We start from the raw sequence: 19,323 nt of genomic DNA, 5'->3' as shown, positions 1-19,323 counted from the left end.
CCATGCGCCATCTCCCCGGCCAGCCGCAAGACCTGCCAGGCAACCGCGCCAGCCTGGCCGGCTACGCCGCGCGGCATTTTCTGTTTTCCGTCAACGCGGGCGTCGCCACGTTGACCCTGCACCGGCCCGAGCGCAAGAATCCGCTCACCTTCGATTCGTATGCGGAATTGCGCGAACTGTTCCGCGCGCTGGCGCATGCGGACGATGTCAAGGCCGTGGTGATCACGGGCAGCGGCGGCAATTTCTGCTCGGGCGGCGACGTGCACGACATCATCGGCCCCCTGACGAAGCTCGACATGCCCGGCTTGCTGGCGTTTACCCGCATGACGGGCGACGTGGTGAAAGCCATGCGCGCCTGCCCGCAACCCATCGTCGCCGCCATCGACGGCATCTGCGCGGGCGCCGGCGCCATGCTGGCGCTGGCCTCCGATATCCGCATCGGCACGGCGCGCAGCAAGACGGCCTTCCTGTTTACCCGCGTGGGCCTGGCCGGCTGCGACATGGGCGCCTGCGCTCTGCTGCCGCGCGTGATCGGCCAGGGCCGCGCCGCCGAGCTGCTGTACACGGGCCGCTCCCTGCCGGGGCTGGAGGCCGAGCGCTGGGGCTGGTTCAACAGCCTGGCCGAGCCGGAAGAACTGGCGCAGGCGGCGCAGCTGTTTGCCGCCGGCCTGGCCGGCGGCCCCACCTTCGCGCACGGCATGACGAAGAAAATGCTGCAGCAGGAGTGGAACATGGGCGTCGACGAAGCCATCGAGGCGGAAGCGCAGGCGCAGGCCATCTGCATGGCCACCAACGATTTCCACCGCGCCTATCACGCCTTCGTGGCGAAAGAACAACCCCGCTTCGAGGGCGATTAAGAAGATGAACACGACACGCGACACCACTTACCTGGACTGGCCGTTCTTCGAAGCGCGCCATGCCGAACTCGAACGGGCGCTCGACGCCTGGGCCGCGCAGCACCTGAGCGACGCCCATGGCGCCGACGTCGATGACGCCTGCCGCGCGCTGGTGGCGCAACTGGGGCAGGGCGGCTGGCTCGCGCATGCCACGGGCATCGATGGCCAGATCGACACGCGCGCCATTTGCCTGATGCGCGAAACCCTGGCGCGCCACAATGGCCTGGCCGATTTTGCGTTTGCCATGCAGGGCCTGGGATCGGGCGCCATCGGCCTGTTCGGCAGCGCGCAGAACAAGGCGCGCTACCTGCCGGAGGTGGCCAGCGGCAAGCGCATCGCCGCGTTTGCCCTGTCCGAGCCGCAGGCCGGGTCGGACGTGGCGGCCATGGCGTGCGCGGCCCGGCGCGACGGCGACGAGTATGTGCTCGATGGCGAAAAGACGTGGATCTCGAACGGCGGCATCGCCGACTTCTACGTGGTGTTTGCCCGCACGGGCGAGGCGCCCGGCGCGCGCGGCATCAGCGCCTTCATCGTCGACGCCGACAATCCCGGACTGGAGATCGCCGAGCGCATCGCCGTCATCGCGCCGCATCCGCTGGCGCGCCTGCGTTTCAAGCACTGCCGCGTGCCCGTGTCGCAGCGCCTGGGCGAAGCGGGGCAGGGCTTCAAGGTGGCGATGGCGACACTGGACGTGTTCCGTACCTCGGTGGCCGCCGCCGCGCTGGGTTTTGCGCGGCGCGCCTTCGACGAGGCGCTGCGCCACGCGACACAGCGCCAGATGTTCGGCCAGACCCTGGCGGACTTCCAGCTGACGCAGGCAAAATTGGCGCAGATGGCCACCGGCATCGATGCGTGCGCCTTGCTGACCTACCGCGCCGCCTGGCAGCGCGACCAGGGCCGCAAGGTGACGAAGGAGGCGGCCATGGCCAAGCTGACGGCCACGGAAACGGCGCAGCAGGTGATCGACGCGGCCGTGCAGATGTTCGGCGGCATGGGCGTGGTCAGCGACCACCCGGTCGAGCGCCTGTACCGTGAAATCCGCGCCCTGCGCATCTACGAAGGCGCCAGCGAGGTACAGCAACTGATCATCGCGCGCGAACTGCTGTGCGAGGCGGCGGACGCATGAACAACGAGGAGAAGACGATGCAGGTGCTGCAACCAGCGGGATGGGCGAGGCCGCGCGGCTATGCGAACGGCGTGGCCGCCAGCGGGCGGACGGTCTATGTCAGCGGCATGATAGGCTGGGATGCGCAGGGCCAGTTCCATACGGACGATTTCGCGGGACAGGTGCGCCAGGCCCTGCAGAACATCGTCGCCGTGCTGGCCGAGGCGGGCGCCTTGCCCGAGCATATCGTGCGCATGAACTGGTATGTGCTCGACAAGAAGGAATATGTGGCGGCGTATCCGCAAATCGGCGTGGCCTACCGTGAACTGATCGGCAAGCATTTCCCCGCCATGACGGCCGTGCAGGTGGCGGGCCTGATCGAGGACCGCGCCAGGGTGGAAATCGAGGTGACGGCCGTGCTGCCGCCGTGATGGCGGCGAAATAATTGCATTAACGGCATTTCAATTGAAATAAATTAATGTAATTAATGCATCACCTTGTGCTATATTGATATGCCGAAATTTTGCGGCGTACACACAGGGGGAGCGATGCAAGAACAAATCATGCTGAGAATCAAGGCGGCGCGGCCCGCCACCTTGCTGGCTGGCGCCTTGCTGTGCGCCGCTATCGCCCCTGCCGCCATGGCGCAGTCCTTGCTCAACGGCGCGCAGGAAGCGCAGCTGTCCGCCTGGCTGGGCGAAGGGCCGCTGGTGCTGACGGCCATCTACACGAAGGCGGCGGGCGACACGTCGCGCGACTTTCACCTGGCGGCCGACGGCAAGGGGCGCACGTTTTCGGTGATGCAGGCGAGCAACGCTGCGGGCCAGACCTGGCTGGTGGGCGGCTACAATCCGCAAAGCTGGAATTCCTCGGGCAGCTACAACATGACGCCCGAAGACCGCGACCGCACGGCCTTCATCTTCAACCTGACTTCGGGCCAGTATTTCCGGCAAACGCCGAAAACCTATGCGCTCGATACGGTCGGGTCGTACCAGACCTTCAACGATATCAACGCGGGCCCCACGTTCGGCATCGGCGCCGACCTGGGCATGTCGGCTGACCTGAGCAGCAATGGGGTGTCCTCGCGCTACTCGTATATCGACCCCGTCAATGGCATCTTTGGCGCAAGCTTGCTCGATGGCACGCCGTATGGCTCGTATCCCAATGTCACGTTTGGCGCCATGCAAGTATTTAGCGTCAGCGCCGTGCCGGAACCGGCAAGCTACGCGATGCTGGCGTTCGGCCTGGTCATGCTGGGCGGCTTGCAGGCGCGCCGGCGCCGGCGGCGCGGCGGCAAGGCCTGAGTCCGCCAACGCGCTGCCCGGGCGCCGTTGCTATTGACGACGAGACAATATCGGTAGACGATGCGGATGACGATGGAAGATTTCTACTATGCATGTTTCTTTAGGTTAATAATATTTTCACAATAATATTATTGTGCAATTGAAGTTCTTCCATGAGTCACCTTCGTCTTTCGGGATCGCGCTGTGCTATTTAACTCATTTCCTTTTTTTCTGGTGTTTTTGCCGCTGGCCCTGCTGGGCTATTTTTTGCTGTCAAAATATTCCTTACGCCTTTCCATCATTTTCCTGCTGTTTGCCTCGGTCGCGTTCTACAGCTACTGGGACGTGTCCTACCTGCCCTTGCTGGCGCTGTCCGTGTGCTGCAACTTCGCCGTCGGTCGGGCCATATCGCAGCGCAAGGAGCAGGGCAGGGCGCGCAGCGCCAAGGCCTGGCTGGTCGCCGGCCTGGCGTTCAATCTGTCGCTGCTGGTCTTCTTCAAATATTTTGATTTCCTGCTCAGTAATATCGCCGCCGTGACGGGCGCCCCGATCGCCGCCATCGGGATCACATTGCCTATCGGCATATCTTTTTTTACGTTTACCCAGATTGCCTATCTGGTCGACTGTCACGCAGGCAAGGTCAAGGATTACCAGCCAGAAAGCTACGGCTTGTTCGTCACGTATTTTCCCCACCTGATCGCCGGCCCCATCCTGCATCACAAGGAAATGATGCCGCAGTTCGTGGCGGCGGAATCGCACCGCTTCAGCCGGGGGCGGCTGGTCGTGGGCCTGGCGTTCTTCACCATCGGCCTGTTCAAGAAAGTGATCTTGGCCGATGGCGTGGCGCGCTATGTGAGTCCGGTCTTCGACCTGCACCATCAGCACCTGAGCATGCTGGAAGCGTGGGCGGGCACGCTGGCCTACACCTTCCAGCTGTACTTTGATTTTTCCGCCTATTGCGACATGGCTTACGGACTGTCCTATATGTTCGGCATTATTTTGCCGATCAATTTCAATTCGCCGTACAAGGCTGCCTCCATCATCGATTTCTGGCGCCGCTGGCACATCACCTTGTCCAATTTCCTGCGCGACTACCTGTACATCCCGCTGGGCGGCAACCGCCAGGGGGCGTTCCAGCGCTACCGCAACCTGCTGCTGACCATGTTGCTGGGCGGACTCTGGCATGGCGCCAACTGGACCTTCCTCGTATGGGGCATGCTGCACGGCGTATACCTGATCGTGAATCATGCCCTGCGACATCTTCTGGGGGGATACAGCAATCTGGGGATCCGCGTGGCCGGCAGCGTTGCCACCTTTCTTGCCGTGGTGCTGGCCTGGGTCTTCTTCCGCGCCAGTTCGGTGGCGGTGGCCTTCGATGTACTGCGCGCCATGACGGGCAGCACGCTGACGCTGCCCATGCAGGCGGGAGCGCTGGGCATCAACCGCATCATGGAACTGGGGAGCTGCCTGTGGTGGCTGGGCGCGTGCGCGGCGATCGCCTTCTGCCTGCCGAACGCCTACCAGATGCTGGGGCGCGGCTTGCTGCGCGAGCGGGAGGCGGGCCTGAACGGCAGCCGCGGCACCTTCCTGCTGGGCGCCATGTTGACGTTGTGCATGTTGTTGCTGGCCATTAGCGAGACACGCGGCGTTTCCGAATTCTTGTACTTTAATTTCTAACTCATCCTATGCGCCCATTATTCGCAATCGGCCTCGGTGTCGTGGCCACGGCGCTGGTGCTGGAAGTCGTCCTGCAATGCCTGCCGGTGGTTTCCGGCCTGCGCATGGCAGACAGCAGCAGCGCCGTGCCGTTCAACCGCTATCTGCCCGGGCAGCCGTATGTGTACTCGCATGGCTGGGCCCTGGCCAATGCCCGGCGCGGCGTGACGAATGCACAGGGCTACAATAATTCTGCCGACTTCCAGGAGGGCGCCGCCGTGCTGGTGCTGGGCGACAGCTTCGTCGAAAGCCTGATGCTCGACTATGCCGACACCGTGCAAGGCAAGCTGGACCAGGTCCTGGGCGGCAAGGTGTATGCCGCGGCCGGTTCCGGCAACGGCCTGGCGGACGGCCTGGAAATGCTGCGCTATTACCAGCCGCGATTGCATCCGCGCACGGTCCTGCTGTTTGTCGATGCGGGCAATCTGAATGGGCTGCTGGCGCCGGCCCAGCGCGGACACAGCAATTTTGTCGTGGACGGACAGGCCGTTTCCGTCGCGCACAATCCCTATGCCGAATCGAAGGTCAAGCGCCTGGTGGCCCATTCGGCGCTGGCGCGCTATGTGTATTACAACCTGAAGCTGTCGGACTGGCTGCTGTCCAAGTTTCAGGGCGGCAAGCCGGCCGGCGCCGCCGCGGCTGCCCCGGCCGGCGCGCGTGAAGCGGCGCTGGAGTTCTATCTGGCGCAGCTGCGCCAGGCGGGCGGCGCGGCGACGCGCATCATCTTCCTCGTCGACGGCGAGCGCAACCTGCTGTACGAACCGGGCCACGCCAAGCCCCAGTGGCACGGCGACAACCGCGCCTTCTTCCTCGAGCGCGCCAGGCGGCATGGCTACGCGGTGGCCGACATGCAGCCCGTATTCGCGCAGCACTGGGCCTTGCGGCGCGAACGCATGGATTTCCTGCCCATGGACGGGCACTGGAACAAGGTGGCGCACGCGCTGGCGGCGCAACAGGTCCTGCCCCTGCTGGCGGCGGACGGGCCGCCCCCTCCTGGCATTGCGGGAAACTGAGCCCAGTGGCGAGATTCGACTTGCCGGACTACTAATGCGCCGCGCCAGGCTGTATAATGCCGCTTCGCGTGTCGCCATCGTACAATGGATAGTACAAGGTCCTCCTAAGACTTAAATGCAGGTTCGATTCCTGCTGGCGACACCACATTCCACGCAGCGCGCGTCGGCGGCCCGGGTCCATGCGGGCGCAATTTGGTGGTCGATGGCGATTGAAGTCCGAGTTATCGGTACAATGCGTGCTTCATTCATCCAATCGGCGGCTGTTTTGCACACCACACGGTGTGCGCGAGACGGCGCCCGAGCACTCTTACTCATTATGGCTGTCATTTCTCTTTCATCGGCGCAACTTGCGTTCGGTCACGTCGCGCTGCTCGATCACGCGGAATTTTCACTGGAAACCTCGGAGCGCGTCGGCTTGATCGGCCGCAACGGCACGGGGAAATCGTCGCTGTTGAAGGTTATTTCGGGCAAGTTCAAGCTCGATGACGGCTTGTTGGTGATGCAGCAAGGCATCAAGATCGCCTATGTGGAGCAAGAGCCGCAATTCGATCCGGAAATGTCCGTGTTCGACGCGGTCGCGTCCGGCATGGGCGAGTCGCAGGCGTGGCTGAAGGAATACGATGCATTGACGGGCCAGTTTGGCCAGGGCAATGACGAGGAACTGATGGAACGCATGCACGACATCCAGGTCAAACTCGATGCGGCCGATGCGTGGAGCTTGCCGAACAAGGTGGAAACCGTGCTCGACCGTTTGAACCTGACGGGCGACATGGCCATGAAAACCCTGTCCGGCGGGATGCAGAAGCGCGTGGCGCTGGCGCGCGCGCTGGTGTCGGCGCCCGACGTGCTGCTGCTCGATGAGCCCTCCAACCATCTGGACTTCAGCTCCATCCTGTGGCTGGAAGGGTTGTTGCGCGACTTCAAGGGCAGCGTGCTGTTCATTACCCATGACCGCTCCTTCCTCGACAACGTCGCCACGCGCATCATCGAGCTCGACCGCGGCCGTCTGCTGTCGTATCCGGGCAACTTCACGGCGTATCAAGTGCGCAAGGCCGAGCAGCTGGAAATCGAGGAAGTGGAAAACGCCAAGTTCGACAAGTTCCTGGCGCAGGAAGAAGTATGGATACGCAAGGGCGTCAAGGCGCGCCGCGTGCGCGACGAAGGCCGCGTGCGCCGCCTGGAAGCGCTGCGCCTGGTGCGCAATGCGCGCCGCGAACAGCAGGGACAGGTCAAGCTCGACGTGTCGGCCGGCGAGCGCTCGGGCAAGATCGTGGCGGACCTGGAAAACGTTTCCAAGATTTATGGCGACAAGGTCATCGTCAAGGATTTCAGCGCCACCATCCTGCGCGGCGACAAGGTCGGCCTGATCGGCGCCAACGGCGCCGGCAAGACCACCCTGCTGAAGATGATCCTCGGCGAAGAGCAGTCGGACACGGGCACCATCCGCCTGGGTACCAAGCTGCAGGTGGCGTATTTCGACCAGATGCGCACGCAACTGAACGAAGAGGCGAACCTGATGGAAACCATCGCGCCGGGCAGCGACTGGGTCGAGATCAACGGCCAGCGCCGTCACGTGATGACTTACCTGAACGACTTCCTGTTCGCGCCGGAACGCGCCCGTTCGCCCGTCAAGTCCCTGTCCGGTGGCGAGCGCAACCGCCTGCTGCTGGCGCGTTTGTTCGCCAAGCCGGCCAACGTGCTGGTGCTCGACGAGCCCACCAACGACCTGGATATCGATACCCTGGAATTGCTGGAAGAGTTGCTGGAAGAATACACTGGCACCGTCTTCCTCGTCAGCCATGACCGCACCTTCCTCGACAACGTCGTCACGCAGGTGATCGTCGCCGAAGGCGCAGGCAAGTGGCGCGAATTCGTCGGCGGCTACACGGACTGGGAGCGCGTGCGCACCCTGCCGATCGCCACGGCGCCCGCCAGCAAGCCGGCCGTGAAGGTCGAGGCCGCCGCACCGGCCGCCAAGCAGAAAAAGCTCAGCTACAAGGAACAGCGCGAGCTGGAAGAGCTGCCCAAGCTGATCGCCAAGCTGGAAGACGAGCAATCGGTGCTGGCCGCCGAACTGTCGCATCCGGATTTCTACAAGAAGACGCCGGCCGAAGGCAAGCGCCTGAACGCGCGCGTGGCCGAGATCGAGGGCGAACTGCTGGAAGCGCTGGAAAAGTGGGAGCAGATCGAGGCGCGCGCCAACGGTTGATGTTTTTTGCATACCCTGTTGTAATTAAGTCAGGATTATTTGCCACGGCAACGGTCCTGCTTGATATAATTATATAATTATATTTATTACATCGGAGGATGCATGTTTGTCATGAAAAGCACGCGCCCCGGACCACCGCGTCCGGCGCGTGGTTCCACCTCCGATGCGCGGCAGCATGTTTGACCGCGCCGCCTTGCCCCGGGTAGCGCCATTCCTGGCCTATCTCTCCTTCATTTTCATTGCCGACATGCTGGGCCGCCTGGGCGTGGCCGCGCAGGACTTGCGCTGGCTGTACCCGGTCAAGATCGGCGTCGTGCTGGGCATGCTGTTGTACTGGCGCCGCAGTTACACGGAATTGGTGTGGACGCCATTGGGCGCGCGTGCCATTCTCGGGGCGCTGGCGAGCGGTGTTGTTGTTTTTTTGCTGTGGATCAATCTCGACGCCAACTGGATGATGATCGGCAATGCCGACGGCTTCGATCCCCGCACCGATGGCCGCATCGAGTGGAGCCTGGTGGTGCTGCGCATCGCCGGCGCGGCGCTGGTGGTGCCCGTGATGGAGGAGCTGTTCTGGCGCTCCTTCCTGCTGCGCTGGATCGACAAGCCGGATTTTTTGCGGGCCGATCCGCGCCTGGCCAGTGCCAAGGCCTTCGCCATCAGCGTGCTGCTGTTTGGCTTTGAACATAATTTATGGCTGGCCGGCATGGTGGCCGGTGCGGCATATAGTTTGTTGTACATGCGTAGCCGGTCCCTGTGGTCGCCTATCCTCGCGCACGGCGTGACGAACGGCGTGCTGGGGCTCTGGATTATTTCTGGTGGGCACTGGATTTACTGGTAGTATTGCCTATCAACTGTGTGATCTTTCAAAGACAAAATCCATGTTGAATTCCTTGCGTAAAAATGCCGTTGCCGCCGCCCTGACGGCCAGGCCACGCCTGCCAGCCCTGCTCCTGGCCCTGGCCGGCACCCTGGCCAGCGGCGCCGCGCTGGCCGATATCAGCGACACCATCAAGCCTTTCGTCGCCACGACCTACTCGTACGATGACAACCTGATGCGCTTGCCGGACGACGTGCCGGGCTTTTCCGGTCCCCGTTCGGATACGTCGAGGATGCTGCAGGCAGGTTTCCTGTTCAACCGCCCCATCGGCCGCCAGATACTGACGGGGCAGGCCAAATGGTCGAAGGTAAGCTTCGACCGCTTCAGCCAGTTCGATTACGACGGCAAGGATTTCCTGGCCGACCTGGAGTGGCACATCGCCAACCACCTCGAAGGCCACGCGGGCGCCAGCTATGCGCAGACCCTCACGCCGTTCAGCGACTTCCAGACGAATGTGCGCAATTTGCGCACGCAGCGCCGCGAGTACCTGAACGGCGCCTGGCGCTTCCACCCCAGCTGGCGCGTGCGCGGCGGCCTGTCGCGCGACCGCTATTCCTACGATTTGCCGTCGCAGGCTTTTTCCAACTGGACGGAAGACGCCACCGAGCTGGGCGTGGACTACCTGGCGCCCAGCAACAGCCGCATCGGCGTGCAGCTGCGCCACCTGAACGGCAAGTATCCGAACCGCAACGCGCTTGAATCGAGCGTGTACGGCAGCGGCTACCGCCAGGACGAGATCAAGGCGAACATCTATTGGGCGCTGAGCGGTATCACGCAGCTGGAGTTTCTCGGCGGCTGGGTGCGCCACCGCAACAACCTGCTGTCGGGGCGCGATGTCAGCGGCACGAACGGACGCCTGAGCATGTACTGGCAGCCGCTGGGCAAGGTCAATTTCACGGGCATGGTCTGGCGCGAATTCGGCTCCGTCGACAACTCGCTGGTGACGAGCAGCCTGAACACGGGCGCCAGCGTGTCGGCCGCCTGGACGGCCACGGCGAAGGTGCGCGTCGATGCGCTGCTGCGCCAGGAGCGGCGCGATTTCTCCGCCGTCAGCGGCCTGGTGCTGCCGGGCGACGGGCGCGATACCACGCGCACGGTCTCGCTGGGCGTCACGTATGCGCCCTACCAGAAGATCCAGCTTGGGGTGCGCGTGTTCCAGGAGCGGCGCGAAGGCGTCGCCATCATCGATAGCGGCAGCTACCGGGCCAAGGGCATTTCCTTCAATGGCAGCGTACAGTTTTAAAAGATCAACATGACGGTCAATGATATACCCCTGATTTCGTTTTTCCAGCGCATCCTCGACCCGATCATCATCATGGGCTTGCTGTACCTGATGACGGTTTTGTCGGGTTCGCCATTTACCGGCTATACGCTGGTGCTGATGATACTGGCCGTCTTCATTTCGTCGACGGTCTTCCAGCACATCGATCCCTACCGTACCTGGCGCAGCGGCCGCATGCTGGCCTATGCGCGCGATATCCTCGTGGGCTGGACGATCGTCGCGCTGATCCTCACCTTCCTGGGCTCGGCCACGGGCCTGGCCTATCATTTCGATACCGAGGTGGTGCTCGCCTGGTTCGTCCTCACGCCCTTCGTGCTGCTGGCCGGGCACCTGGCCGGACGCAGGTTCAGCCTGCATCCGGACGGCGAAAGCGAGGTGCGTTCGGTGGTCATCATCGGCGCCAACGACGCCAGCCTGAAGTTTGCCGCCACCATCGAGCGCAATGCCAATCTGTTCATGCACGTGCATGGCTTTTTCGACGACCGCACGGACGACCGCTGGCCGGAAAAGATGCGCGAACCGATGCTGGGGCGCATGGACGATATCGCCACCTATGTGCGCGAACACAATATCAAGATGATCTTCATCAGCCAGCCGATTTCGGCCCAGCCGCGCATCCGCAAGATGCTCGACGAGCTCGAGGATACGACGGCATCCGTGTATTTCTTGCCCGATATTTATATCTTCGACCTGATGCAGGCGCGTTTCGACAACGTGGGCGGCATGCCCGTCATCGCCATCCGCGAATCGCCGTTCACGGGCTTTAACAGCATGGTCAAGCGGGGCAGCGACATCGTGCTGGGGCTGGTGATCCAGGTGCTGCTGCTGCCGGTGATGCTGGTGATCGCCATCGCCGTCAAGACCACCTCGAAAGGCCCCGTGATTTTCCGCCAGCGCCGCTACGGCCTGTATGGCGAAGAGATCGTCGTCTACAAATTCCGTTCCATGACGGTGGGCGAAGACGGCGACAAGGTGGTGCAGGCCACCAAGAACGACCAGCGCGTGACGCGGGTGGGCGCCTTCCTGCGCCGCAGCTCGCTCGACGAGCTGCCGCAGTTTCTCAACGTCCTGCAGGGCCGCATGAGCATCGTGGGGCCGCGCCCCCATGCGGTGGTGCACAACGAGCAGTACCGCAAGCTGATCAAGGGCTACATGCTGCGCCACAAGGTCAAGCCCGGCATCACGGGCTGGGCCCAGGTCAACGGCTTGCGGGGCGAAACGGAAACGCTGGACAAGATGGAGGCGCGCATCCATTTCGACCTCGATTACCTGCGCAACTGGTCGCTATGGCTGGATCTGTGGATTATTGCGCGCACGGTGAAAGTGGTGCTGGCGCGCGAGAACGCGCATTGAGCGCCAGTCTGGTGCTGGCAGGAAAAAATAGCGTTTGAATATACTTTGCACGGAGTCAATACGCGTTAAAATGGAGCATCTTAGACAGCACCAGCGCATCACGCGACTACTCCGCGCGCATCCTGCCACGAGTCGTGCCGGCCAAGGGCCAGGCCGCGACATGCAGGCGATGACGTTAGCGTGTTGCGGCACATTACTTTCCTCTTGGAAAGGGTCCGACGATGTGTGCAGTATCCGGCCTTGCCCCTGCCGGTCGTTGCGTCACCCTGACGGGCAGTCGTCGGGGCCGCCACGCGCCAACTATCATTTTTAAAGTCAGTCCGCGCCACGCAATACATAATTTTTTGCAATCAAGCAGACTGCGGAAATAGTTGTTTTTATATCTCATAAGTAGATTTTTAAGCAAATATTTTCCTTGTCGTCGTGCATTATGTGTATTATGTTTACAATATTGTTAATTATTTGACGCATAACTATTTTCGGGGAAATCATTTCGTGCGCTGCTGGCGGCCCTGGGCCGTTACACTCGCCGGATTTTCCACCCGTCATACCCGTCATCCGAAGGAGCACGCTTGAATCACTTTATTCACTCCCGTCCCGCGCCGCGCCTGCTGTGCGCCGCCCTGGTCCTGCTGGCCGCTGCCGGCCTGTCCGCTTGCGGCAACAAGGAAAAAAAGGCTGGCCAGGCGCTGGCCAGCGTGAATGGCGAAGAAATCACCATCCTGCAGCTGAATGAAGAGTTGCAGCGCGCGGGCGTGCAGGCGCCGCAGCAGGCCGCGGCCAGCAAGCAGTTGCTCGAGTCGCTGATCGACCGCCAGTTGCTGCAGAATGAAGCGGCCAAGGAAAAGGTCGACCGCGATCCGAAAGTCATGCAGGCCATCGAACGCGCCAAGGCGCTGATCGTTGCCCAGGCATACATGCAAAAGCGCATCGGCGCGGCCACCCGTCCCAGCAAGGCGGAAGTGGACGAGTACTACGCGAAAAATCCCCTGTTCTTCAGCCAGCGCAAGCAATTCGATTTGCGCGAGCTCGTCATTCCGACGGCGGCGCTGAACGACGAGCTCAAGGCCGTCATGGACCGCGCCAAGTCGCTGGAAGACGTGGCGCAATGGCTCGATGAGCACAAGATCGCGTATGGCCGCAGCCAGGTGTCGCGCACCAGCGCCGACCTGGCGCCCGAACTGAGCAGCAAGCTGCAGTCGATGCCCAAGGGCCAGCTGTTCATCGTGCGCGAAGGCGAGCGCAGCCTGCTCATCGCCCTGGCCGATATCAAGGACAGCCCCGTGGGCCCGGACGCGGCCGCGCCGCAGATCGAACAGTTCCTGGCCAACAAGAAGAACAAGGATGCAGCCGAAGCGGAGCTGAAACGCCTGCGCGCCAGCGCCAAGATCGAGTATTTCAACAAGGATGCATCGGCTACGGCCTCGGCGGCAGCCCCGGCCAGCGCATCGGCCGCCGCCCCCGCGGCTGCGGCGCCGGCGAATAGCGACCATGAAGCGAATGTGCGCGGCGTAGCGGGATTGAAATAAGTGACGTATCGACAAGTAGTTCAACATCAGCAATCTACCAACGGGAATCTGTAATCATGAAACGACTCGCAAACTGGATGATGGCGGCCTTCCTGGCCCTCGCCGCAGGCATGGCCGGTGCAGCCGATGTCCCCCTTGGGGCTGGTGATGTGCTGAAAATTTCCGTGTACGGCAACCCGGACCTGGGCCTGGAGACGCGCGTGAGCGAGGCGGGCGAGATCACCTTCCCGCTGGTGGGCGCGGTGGCCGTCGGCGGCCTGTCCACGTCGGCAGCGGAAAAGAAACTGGGCGGCCTGCTCGAGAGCGGCGGCTTCCTGCGCAAGGCGCAAGTGAACATCATCGTCACCAGCCTGCAAAGCCAGCAGGCTTCCGTGCTGGGCCAGGTGAACCGCCCGGGCCGCTACCCGGTGGAAGGCAAGCGCAGCGTGATGGACATGCTGGCCATGGCCGGCGGCGTGAGTCCTGACGGCGCCGACCAGATCACCGTGATCCGCAAGCGCGGCGGCAACAGCACGCGCGACGTGGCCGATATCCTCGACATCGTGCGCAACGGCGACCTGAAGGGCGACACGGAAGTGGGCGGCAACGACATCATCTACGTCGAACGCGCGCCGCGCTTCTACATCTACGGCGAAGTGCAGCGCCCGGGCGCTTTCCGCCTGGAACGCAACATGACCGTGCTGCAAGCGCTGTCCGTGGGCGGCGGCCTGACGGCGCGCGGCACCGAGCGCGGCGTGCGCGTCAAGCGCCGCAATGCGGAAGGCCAGATGGAAGTGCTGTCGGTCAAGCATGACGACTTGTTGCGCGTCGACGATGTCGTGTATGTCCAGGAAAGCCTGTTCTAAGAGCAACTGGCTCCCTATCTTTTAGTATTGAAAGTTTACACATGAACCTCACCCAACTATTGCTGATCCTTCGGGCACGCAAGAAGATTGTGCTGCTGACCTTGATGATCACCGTGGCGCTGGCGCTGGGCGTCAGCCTGGTGCTGCCGAAGACCTACAAGGCCACCAGCACCTTGCTGCTGAACTACAAGGGGGTCGATCCCCTGACCGGCATGACCATGCCAGGACAGTTGTTGCCCGGCTACATGGCGACCCAGGTCGACATTATCGGCAGCAAGAACGTGGCCTTGCGCGTCGTCGACCAGCTGGAGCTGGCACGCAGCCCCGCCGTGATCGCCCAGTTCAATGAAGCGGCACAGGGCAAGGGCACGGTGCGCGACTGGCTGGCCGATCTGCTGCTGAAGAAACTCGAAGTGATGCCGTCGCGCGAAAGCAGCGTGGTCGACGTCAGCTTCAAGGGCGCCGACCCGCAATTCGTGGCTGCCGTGTCGAATGCCTTTGCGGAACAGTATCAAAAGGTCAGCATCCAGCTGAAGGTCGACCCGATGCGCAAGGCGACCACCTACTTCGATGACCAGACAAAATTGCTGCGCGATAACGTCGAGCGCGCGCAAAGCCGCCTCTCGAAATACCAGCAGGACAATGGCATCGTCAGCGTCGACAACCGTCTCGACGTGGAATCGAACCGCCTGAACGACCTGTCGGCGCAGCTGGTGCTGGCGCAGGGCCAGGCCATGGAAGCCAATTCGCGCCAGCGCATGGCGCAGGGCGGCAACCTGTCCGAATCGCCGGACGTGGCGTCGAATCCCCTGATCCAGAGCCTGAAGCTGGGCCTGGGCAATGCCGAAGGTAAATTGGCCGAACTGGGGCAGCGCCTGGACCGCAATCACCCGCAATACCAGAGCGCCAAGGCGGAAGTGGACAAGCTGCGCCGCGACCTGGCCGAGCAGACGCGCGCCACCTCGCAAAGCGTGGGCAACAATGCGCAGATCCTGCAGCAGCGCGAAGGCGCCATCCGCGCCGCCCTGGCGGCGCAAAAAGCCAAGGTGCTGGAACTGAACCGCACGCGCGATGAAATGGGCGTGCTGAGCAAGGATGTGGAAAGCGCCCAGCGCGCCTTCGACGTGACGTCGCAGCGTTTGTCGCAGACGCGCATCGAAGGCCAGGCGGAGCAGTCCGACATCGCCATGCTGAACCCGGCCACCGCGCCGATCGAGCCGGACAGCCCGAAGATTCCCCGCAACGTGCTGCTGTCGATCTTCCTCGGCCTCATGCTGGGCTGCGGCATCGCGCTGCTGGCCGAATTGCTGGACCGCCGTATCCGTTCCGACCAGGACCTGAGCGAAGTGCTGCAGATTCCCGTGTTCGGCGTGGTCGACTGGAAACCCAAACAGCGTCGCATGCGCGGCATGCTGCCGCGCCGTTTGCGCCTGAACTGAGATGGAACCTATCATGACTTCAAGTCCACACCTCCTCAATAGCACTGCACCGCTGGTGCGCGGCGCCGATTCCAGCATTGGCGGCCTGTTGCTCGAATCGGGCAAGATCACGCCGGAAAACGCCGAACGCGTGCTGCGCATGCAAAAGGAACTGGGCATCCGCTTCGGCGAAGCGGCCCTGCGCCTGGGTTTGATCACGGAAGCCGACATCGAACAGGTGCTGGCGCGCCAGTTTGACTACCCGTACCTGCAGCCGGGCGCCGGCAAGTATCCGCAGGAACTGGTGGCCGCCTACCAGCCGTTCAGCCACCAGGTGGAAACCCTGCGCGCCGTGCGCAGCCAGCTGATGCTGCGCTGGTTCGCCCGCGGCAGCAAGTCGCTGGTCGTGCTGGGCATGGAGCCGGGCGACGGCGCCAGCCTGTTCGCGGCCAACCTGGCCGTGGTGTTTTCCCAGCTGGGCGAGCATACCCTGCTGGTCGACGCCAATCTGCGCGCGCCGCGCCAGCAGGAAATCTTCGACCTGAAAACGCGCCAGGGCCTGTCCGACGTGCTGGCCGGCCGCGCTGAACTCGATATCATCGCCAAGGTGGACTCGTTTGTCGCGCTGTCCGTGCTGGCCGCCGGCACCTTGCCGCCGAATCCGCAGGAATTGCTCAGCCGTAGCTCCTTCGTCACGCTCAACAAGCAGCTGGAAAGCCGCTACGACGTGGTGCTGTACGACGTGCCGGCGTATGCGACAGGTTCCGATGCGCTCGCCGTGGCGGCGCGCGCGGGCGGCGTGCTGCTGGTGGCGCGCAAGAACAAGACGCCGATGGCGGACGTGGCGGCCATGAGCGAGCAGATGACGCACAGCGGTGCCCAGGTGGTCGGTTCCGTGATGGTCGACTTTTGATGGCTGCGCCTGGCCATGCCATCCCGCCGGAGCGGGCCGGCCGGTCCGCCTTGCCGGACTGGCTGCCGCTGGCACTGGGCTTCCTGGCCATGCTGGTGCCCAGCCTGGTCGGGCTGTTTCGCGGCATCTGGTCCACCGAAGAGCAGGCGCACGGGCCCATCATCCTGGCCCTGTCGCTGTGGCTGATCTACCGCAAATGGCCCGAGATGCTGGCGCAGAGCGCCGGCGCCCGTTCGGCCCGGGCCGGCTGGCCGCTGCTGGCCGTGGCGCTGCTGCTGTATGTGCTGGGCCGTTCGCAACAGATCCTGTCGCTGGAAATCCTCGCCCTGATCGCTGCCGGCCTGGCCCTGCTGCTGCTCAAGCGCGGCTGGGTTGCCGCGCGCATCCTGTGGTTCCCCTTCTTCTTCATGCTGTTCATGGTGCCGCTGCCGCTGCCGCTGGTGACGACCCTGACCATGCCGATGAAGATGGCCGTGTCCTACGTGACCGAACACATTCTTTTCCTGGCCGGCTATCCGATCGCGCGCAATGGCGTGATCCTGCAGATCGGCCAGTACCAGCTGCTGGTGGCCGACGCCTGCGCCGGCCTGCAGACCCTGCTGACGCTGGAAGCGCTGGGCCTGTTCTACCTGAACCTGGTGCGCCATACTTCGCCGTTCCGCAACATCGTGCTGGCCCTGCTGATCGTGCCGATTTCCTTCACGGCCAACGTCATCCGCGTGGTGGTGCTGACCCTGATCACGTATTACTTCGGCGATGCGGCGGGGCAGGGCTTCCTGCATGGCTTTGCCGGCATGGTGCTGTTCATTTCCGCGCTGCTGCTGATCCTCAGCATCGATAGCCTGCTGCAGTGGATCGTGCGCAGGCGCCAGGCGCGCCGCGCGCCAGCCATGGGAGCGTCGACATGAACGGGGCATTGCGCATGAATGTACTGCTGGGCGCCTTGCTGCTGGGCGCGGCCATCCTCAGCCATGCCGTGGCGCCGGGCGTGAAGCTGGCCGACCAGCGTCCCAGTTTTTCGCTGGAAACGGCCGTGCCGCAGGCGTTCGGCGAGTGGCGCGTCGACAGCTCGATCGTGCCGCTGCAGGTGGACCCGGAGACCCAGGCGCGCCTGAACAAGATCTACAACCAGACCCTGTCGCGCACCTACATCAATACGCAGGGCGAACGGGTGATGCTGTCGATCGCGTACGGCGGCGACCAGAGCGACAACATGGGCGTGCACAAGCCGGAAGTGTGCTACGCGGCGCAGGGATTCCAGGTCGAACGCGACGAGTATGGCGAGCTGGCTTCGGCCTACGGCAGCCTGCCCGTGAAGCGCTTGCTGGCCGTGAACGGCAACCGCAGCGAACCCATCACGTACTGGATCACCGTCGGCGACAGGATCAGCAAGGTGGGCATGCAGCAGCGCCTGGAGCAGTTGCGCTACGGCCTGACGGGTACCGTCGCCGACGCCATGCTGTTCCGCGTGTCGAGCATCGATACGGACTTGCCGCGCGCGTACCGGCTGCAAGCCAGTTTCGTCAACGGCTTGCTGGCCAGCATGCCTGCAGCGGACCGGGGGCGCCTGATCGGCGTGCCGCCCGGTTGAGGCATGGCTTGACAGTCGGGATGGCGCCGGCGGGCGTGGCGCAAGGTGGCAGATAGCGAGAATCATGAGCAGCGACATCAACAAGAAAAGCGTCAGCGCCGTCAAATGGGCGGCGATGGGCACGGTCCTCATGTTCGGGCTGCAGCTGGTCACGCAAGTGGTGCTGGCGCGCCTGCTGGGGCCGGAAAACTACGGCTTGTTCGCCATGGGACTGATTGTGCTGACATTTAGCAACTTTCTGGCCGATTTCGGTTTTTCCTGGGGGCTGGTGCAAAACCGCACGCTCAGCGACGAGGACGTGCGCTTCACCGTCACCTGGCAGGCGCTGACGGGCCTGGCGGCCATGACCTTGCTGTTTTTCATGGCGCCGTGGATTGCCGCCTACTTCAAGGAAGCGCGCATTGCGCCCGTGATCGCCTGGATGAGCCTGACCTGCCTGCTGAACGCGCTGACGGCGCCGGGCAGCAGCCTGCTGCGGCGCGCCCTCGATTTCCGCTGGCTCAACATCATCCAGGTGAGCAGCTACATCGTCGGCTACCTGCTGGTGGGCTTGCCGCTCGCGTATGCGGGGGCCGGCGTGTGGACCCTGGTGGCCGCCTGGCTGGGGCAATCGGCGACGGCGCTGGTGCTGACGTATGCGCGCACGCGCTTTTCGCTCAAGCCGCTGCTGTGGTACGAGGGCGCGCGGCGCTCGACGAATGTGGGCGTGACGGTGTTTGCAACGAATCTGTGCAACTGGTGCCTGAACAATATGGACCGCGTGTTCCTGGGGCGCTTCCTGAATGCCCACGCGGTGGGCGTGTATGCGGTCGGCTACAACCTGGCCAACACGCCCAATTCGCTGTTCCTGAGCGCCTTGCAGCCGGCCTTCCTGGCCACGGGCGCCAAGCTGCAGGACGATCTGCCGCGCCTGCGCGACACCTACCTGTCGGTGCTGGCGACCATCTGGATCGTCATCCTGCCGCTGTTCGTGCTGCTGGCGATGACGGCGCCCGACCTGATCGGCGTGTTGTATGGCAAGGTATGGCAAGAGTCGGGCATCGTGCTGAGCATCCTGGCGCTGGCCATGCCCGCGTACATCACGTGGGGCATGTCGACGCCGATTTTATGGAATACGGGCGGCAAGCACCTGGAAAGCCTGCTGCAGCTGCCGCTGATCGCGCTGGCCGGCGCGGCGCTGCTGCTGTGGGCGGGGCAGGGCGTGGCGGTGGTGGCCATGATCGCCGCCGGCACCCTGCTGGCGCGCGCGCTGGTGGTGGGCACGGTGGCGTGCCTGCGCCTGGGCGTGCGGGC

General features: G+C 63.4%; 17 protein-coding genes and 1 tRNA gene. All 18 read left to right on the top strand.

The features are described from left to right. The first annotated feature begins 2 nt into the window (after positions 1 to 2). Positions 3 to 857, top strand: coding sequence for an enoyl-CoA hydratase family protein (locus GCN74_RS24790; protein WP_152259128.1), 855 nt, complete (start codon positions 3 to 5; stop codon positions 855 to 857). Positions 858 to 861: 4 nt separating this feature from the next. Then, positions 862 to 2,022 (top strand): acyl-CoA dehydrogenase family protein, encoded by a 1,161-nt coding sequence (locus tag GCN74_RS24785; protein WP_152259127.1) that lies wholly within the window; start codon positions 862 to 864, stop codon positions 2,020 to 2,022. 17 nt (positions 2,023 to 2,039) lie between these two features. Next, positions 2,040 to 2,432, top strand: a complete 393-nt coding sequence (locus GCN74_RS24780; protein WP_152259139.1) for a RidA family protein — start codon at positions 2,040 to 2,042, stop codon at positions 2,430 to 2,432. A gap of 132 nt (positions 2,433 to 2,564) precedes the next feature. After that, on the top strand, positions 2,565 to 3,305 hold the full coding sequence (locus GCN74_RS24775) for a PEP_CTERM-anchored TLD domain-containing protein (RefSeq protein ID WP_193317243.1): 741 nt from the start codon (positions 2,565 to 2,567) through the stop codon (positions 3,303 to 3,305). Between the two features lie 183 nt (positions 3,306 to 3,488). After that, complete coding sequence (locus GCN74_RS24770) at positions 3,489 to 4,961, top strand: MBOAT family O-acyltransferase (protein WP_152259126.1); 1,473 nt, start codon at positions 3,489 to 3,491, stop codon at positions 4,959 to 4,961. Positions 4,962 to 4,969: 8 nt separating this feature from the next. After that, positions 4,970 to 6,013, top strand: coding sequence for a hypothetical protein (locus GCN74_RS24765; protein WP_152259125.1), 1,044 nt, complete (start codon positions 4,970 to 4,972; stop codon positions 6,011 to 6,013). 70 nt (positions 6,014 to 6,083) lie between these two features. Next, positions 6,084 to 6,158: transfer RNA gene (locus GCN74_RS24760), tRNA-Arg, on the top strand. Positions 6,159 to 6,329: 171 nt separating this feature from the next. After that, the gene (locus tag GCN74_RS24755) at positions 6,330 to 8,222 is read left to right on the top strand and encodes an ATP-binding cassette domain-containing protein (RefSeq protein WP_152259124.1); all 1,893 of its coding nucleotides are present in this window, start codon (positions 6,330 to 6,332) and stop codon (positions 8,220 to 8,222) included. Positions 8,223 to 8,397: 175 nt separating this feature from the next. Next, positions 8,398 to 9,060, top strand: a complete 663-nt coding sequence (locus tag GCN74_RS24750) for a CAAX prenyl protease-related protein (protein WP_193317242.1) — start codon at positions 8,398 to 8,400, stop codon at positions 9,058 to 9,060. Positions 9,061 to 9,100: 40 nt separating this feature from the next. Next, positions 9,101 to 10,342, top strand: coding sequence for an XrtB/PEP-CTERM-associated polysaccharide biosynthesis outer membrane protein EpsL (gene epsL, locus GCN74_RS24745; protein WP_152259123.1), 1,242 nt, complete (start codon positions 9,101 to 9,103; stop codon positions 10,340 to 10,342). Between the two features lie 9 nt (positions 10,343 to 10,351). After that, positions 10,352 to 11,734, top strand: a complete 1,383-nt coding sequence (locus tag GCN74_RS24740; protein WP_152259122.1) for an undecaprenyl-phosphate glucose phosphotransferase — start codon at positions 10,352 to 10,354, stop codon at positions 11,732 to 11,734. A gap of 572 nt (positions 11,735 to 12,306) precedes the next feature. Further along, positions 12,307 to 13,263: an EpsD family peptidyl-prolyl cis-trans isomerase gene (locus tag GCN74_RS24735; protein WP_226939204.1), complete on the top strand. Its 957-nt coding sequence runs from the start codon at positions 12,307 to 12,309 to the stop codon at positions 13,261 to 13,263. A gap of 56 nt (positions 13,264 to 13,319) precedes the next feature. Continuing rightward, a complete protein-coding gene (gene epsE / locus GCN74_RS24730; protein ID WP_152259121.1) occupies positions 13,320 to 14,108 on the top strand; it encodes a polysaccharide export protein EpsE in 789 nt (262 codons plus the stop codon). Positions 14,109 to 14,149: 41 nt separating this feature from the next. After that, positions 14,150 to 15,547 carry a chain length determinant protein EpsF gene (gene epsF, locus GCN74_RS24725; protein ID WP_152259120.1) on the top strand — a complete coding sequence of 466 codons (1,398 nt, stop codon included), beginning with the start codon at positions 14,150 to 14,152 and terminating at the stop codon, positions 15,545 to 15,547. Between the two features lie 13 nt (positions 15,548 to 15,560). Continuing rightward, entirely contained in the window at positions 15,561 to 16,439 is an 879-nt protein-coding gene (gene epsG / locus GCN74_RS24720; RefSeq protein ID WP_152259119.1) for a chain length determinant protein tyrosine kinase EpsG, read from the top strand. After that, complete coding sequence (xrtB, locus tag GCN74_RS24715; protein ID WP_152259118.1) at positions 16,439 to 17,347, top strand: exosortase B; 909 nt, start codon at positions 16,439 to 16,441, stop codon at positions 17,345 to 17,347. Before epsG ends, xrtB begins: the two co-directional genes overlap by 1 nt. Further along, complete coding sequence (gene epsI, locus GCN74_RS24710; RefSeq protein ID WP_152259117.1) at positions 17,344 to 18,030, top strand: exosortase-associated protein EpsI, B-type; 687 nt, start codon at positions 17,344 to 17,346, stop codon at positions 18,028 to 18,030. Before xrtB ends, epsI begins: the two co-directional genes overlap by 4 nt. Positions 18,031 to 18,094: 64 nt before the next feature. After that, on the top strand, positions 18,095 to 19,323 hold a 1,229-nt coding region (locus GCN74_RS24705; RefSeq protein ID WP_152259116.1), incomplete at its 3' end, for a lipopolysaccharide biosynthesis protein.

This window comes from Janthinobacterium sp. FT14W (assembly GCF_009208755.1).
Lineage (GTDB): Bacteria > Pseudomonadota > Gammaproteobacteria > Burkholderiales > Burkholderiaceae_D > Janthinobacterium > Janthinobacterium violaceinigrum.
Note: the sequence above shows the minus strand (reverse complement) of the source record. Positions and strands in the feature narration are given on the sequence as shown.

Coding starts and splice junctions, on each gene's coding strand:
- GCN74_RS24790 (WP_152259128.1), top strand. CDS start 3: ATGCGCCATCTCCCCGGCCAGCCGCAAGACCTGCCAGGCAACCGCGCC.
- GCN74_RS24785 (WP_152259127.1), top strand. CDS start 862: ATGAACACGACACGCGACACCACTTACCTGGACTGGCCGTTCTTCGAA.
- GCN74_RS24780 (WP_152259139.1), top strand. CDS start 2,040: ATGCAGGTGCTGCAACCAGCGGGATGGGCGAGGCCGCGCGGCTATGCG.
- GCN74_RS24775 (WP_193317243.1), top strand. CDS start 2,565: ATGCTGAGAATCAAGGCGGCGCGGCCCGCCACCTTGCTGGCTGGCGCC.
- GCN74_RS24765 (WP_152259125.1), top strand. CDS start 4,970: ATGCGCCCATTATTCGCAATCGGCCTCGGTGTCGTGGCCACGGCGCTG.
- GCN74_RS24755 (WP_152259124.1), top strand. CDS start 6,330: ATGGCTGTCATTTCTCTTTCATCGGCGCAACTTGCGTTCGGTCACGTC.
- GCN74_RS24750 (WP_193317242.1), top strand. CDS start 8,398: ATGTTTGACCGCGCCGCCTTGCCCCGGGTAGCGCCATTCCTGGCCTAT.
- epsL (WP_152259123.1), top strand. CDS start 9,101: ATGTTGAATTCCTTGCGTAAAAATGCCGTTGCCGCCGCCCTGACGGCC.
- GCN74_RS24740 (WP_152259122.1), top strand. CDS start 10,352: ATGACGGTCAATGATATACCCCTGATTTCGTTTTTCCAGCGCATCCTC.
- epsE (WP_152259121.1), top strand. CDS start 13,320: ATGAAACGACTCGCAAACTGGATGATGGCGGCCTTCCTGGCCCTCGCC.
- epsF (WP_152259120.1), top strand. CDS start 14,150: ATGAACCTCACCCAACTATTGCTGATCCTTCGGGCACGCAAGAAGATT.
- epsG (WP_152259119.1), top strand. CDS start 15,561: ATGACTTCAAGTCCACACCTCCTCAATAGCACTGCACCGCTGGTGCGC.
- xrtB (WP_152259118.1), top strand. CDS start 16,439: ATGGCTGCGCCTGGCCATGCCATCCCGCCGGAGCGGGCCGGCCGGTCC.
- epsI (WP_152259117.1), top strand. CDS start 17,344: ATGAACGGGGCATTGCGCATGAATGTACTGCTGGGCGCCTTGCTGCTG.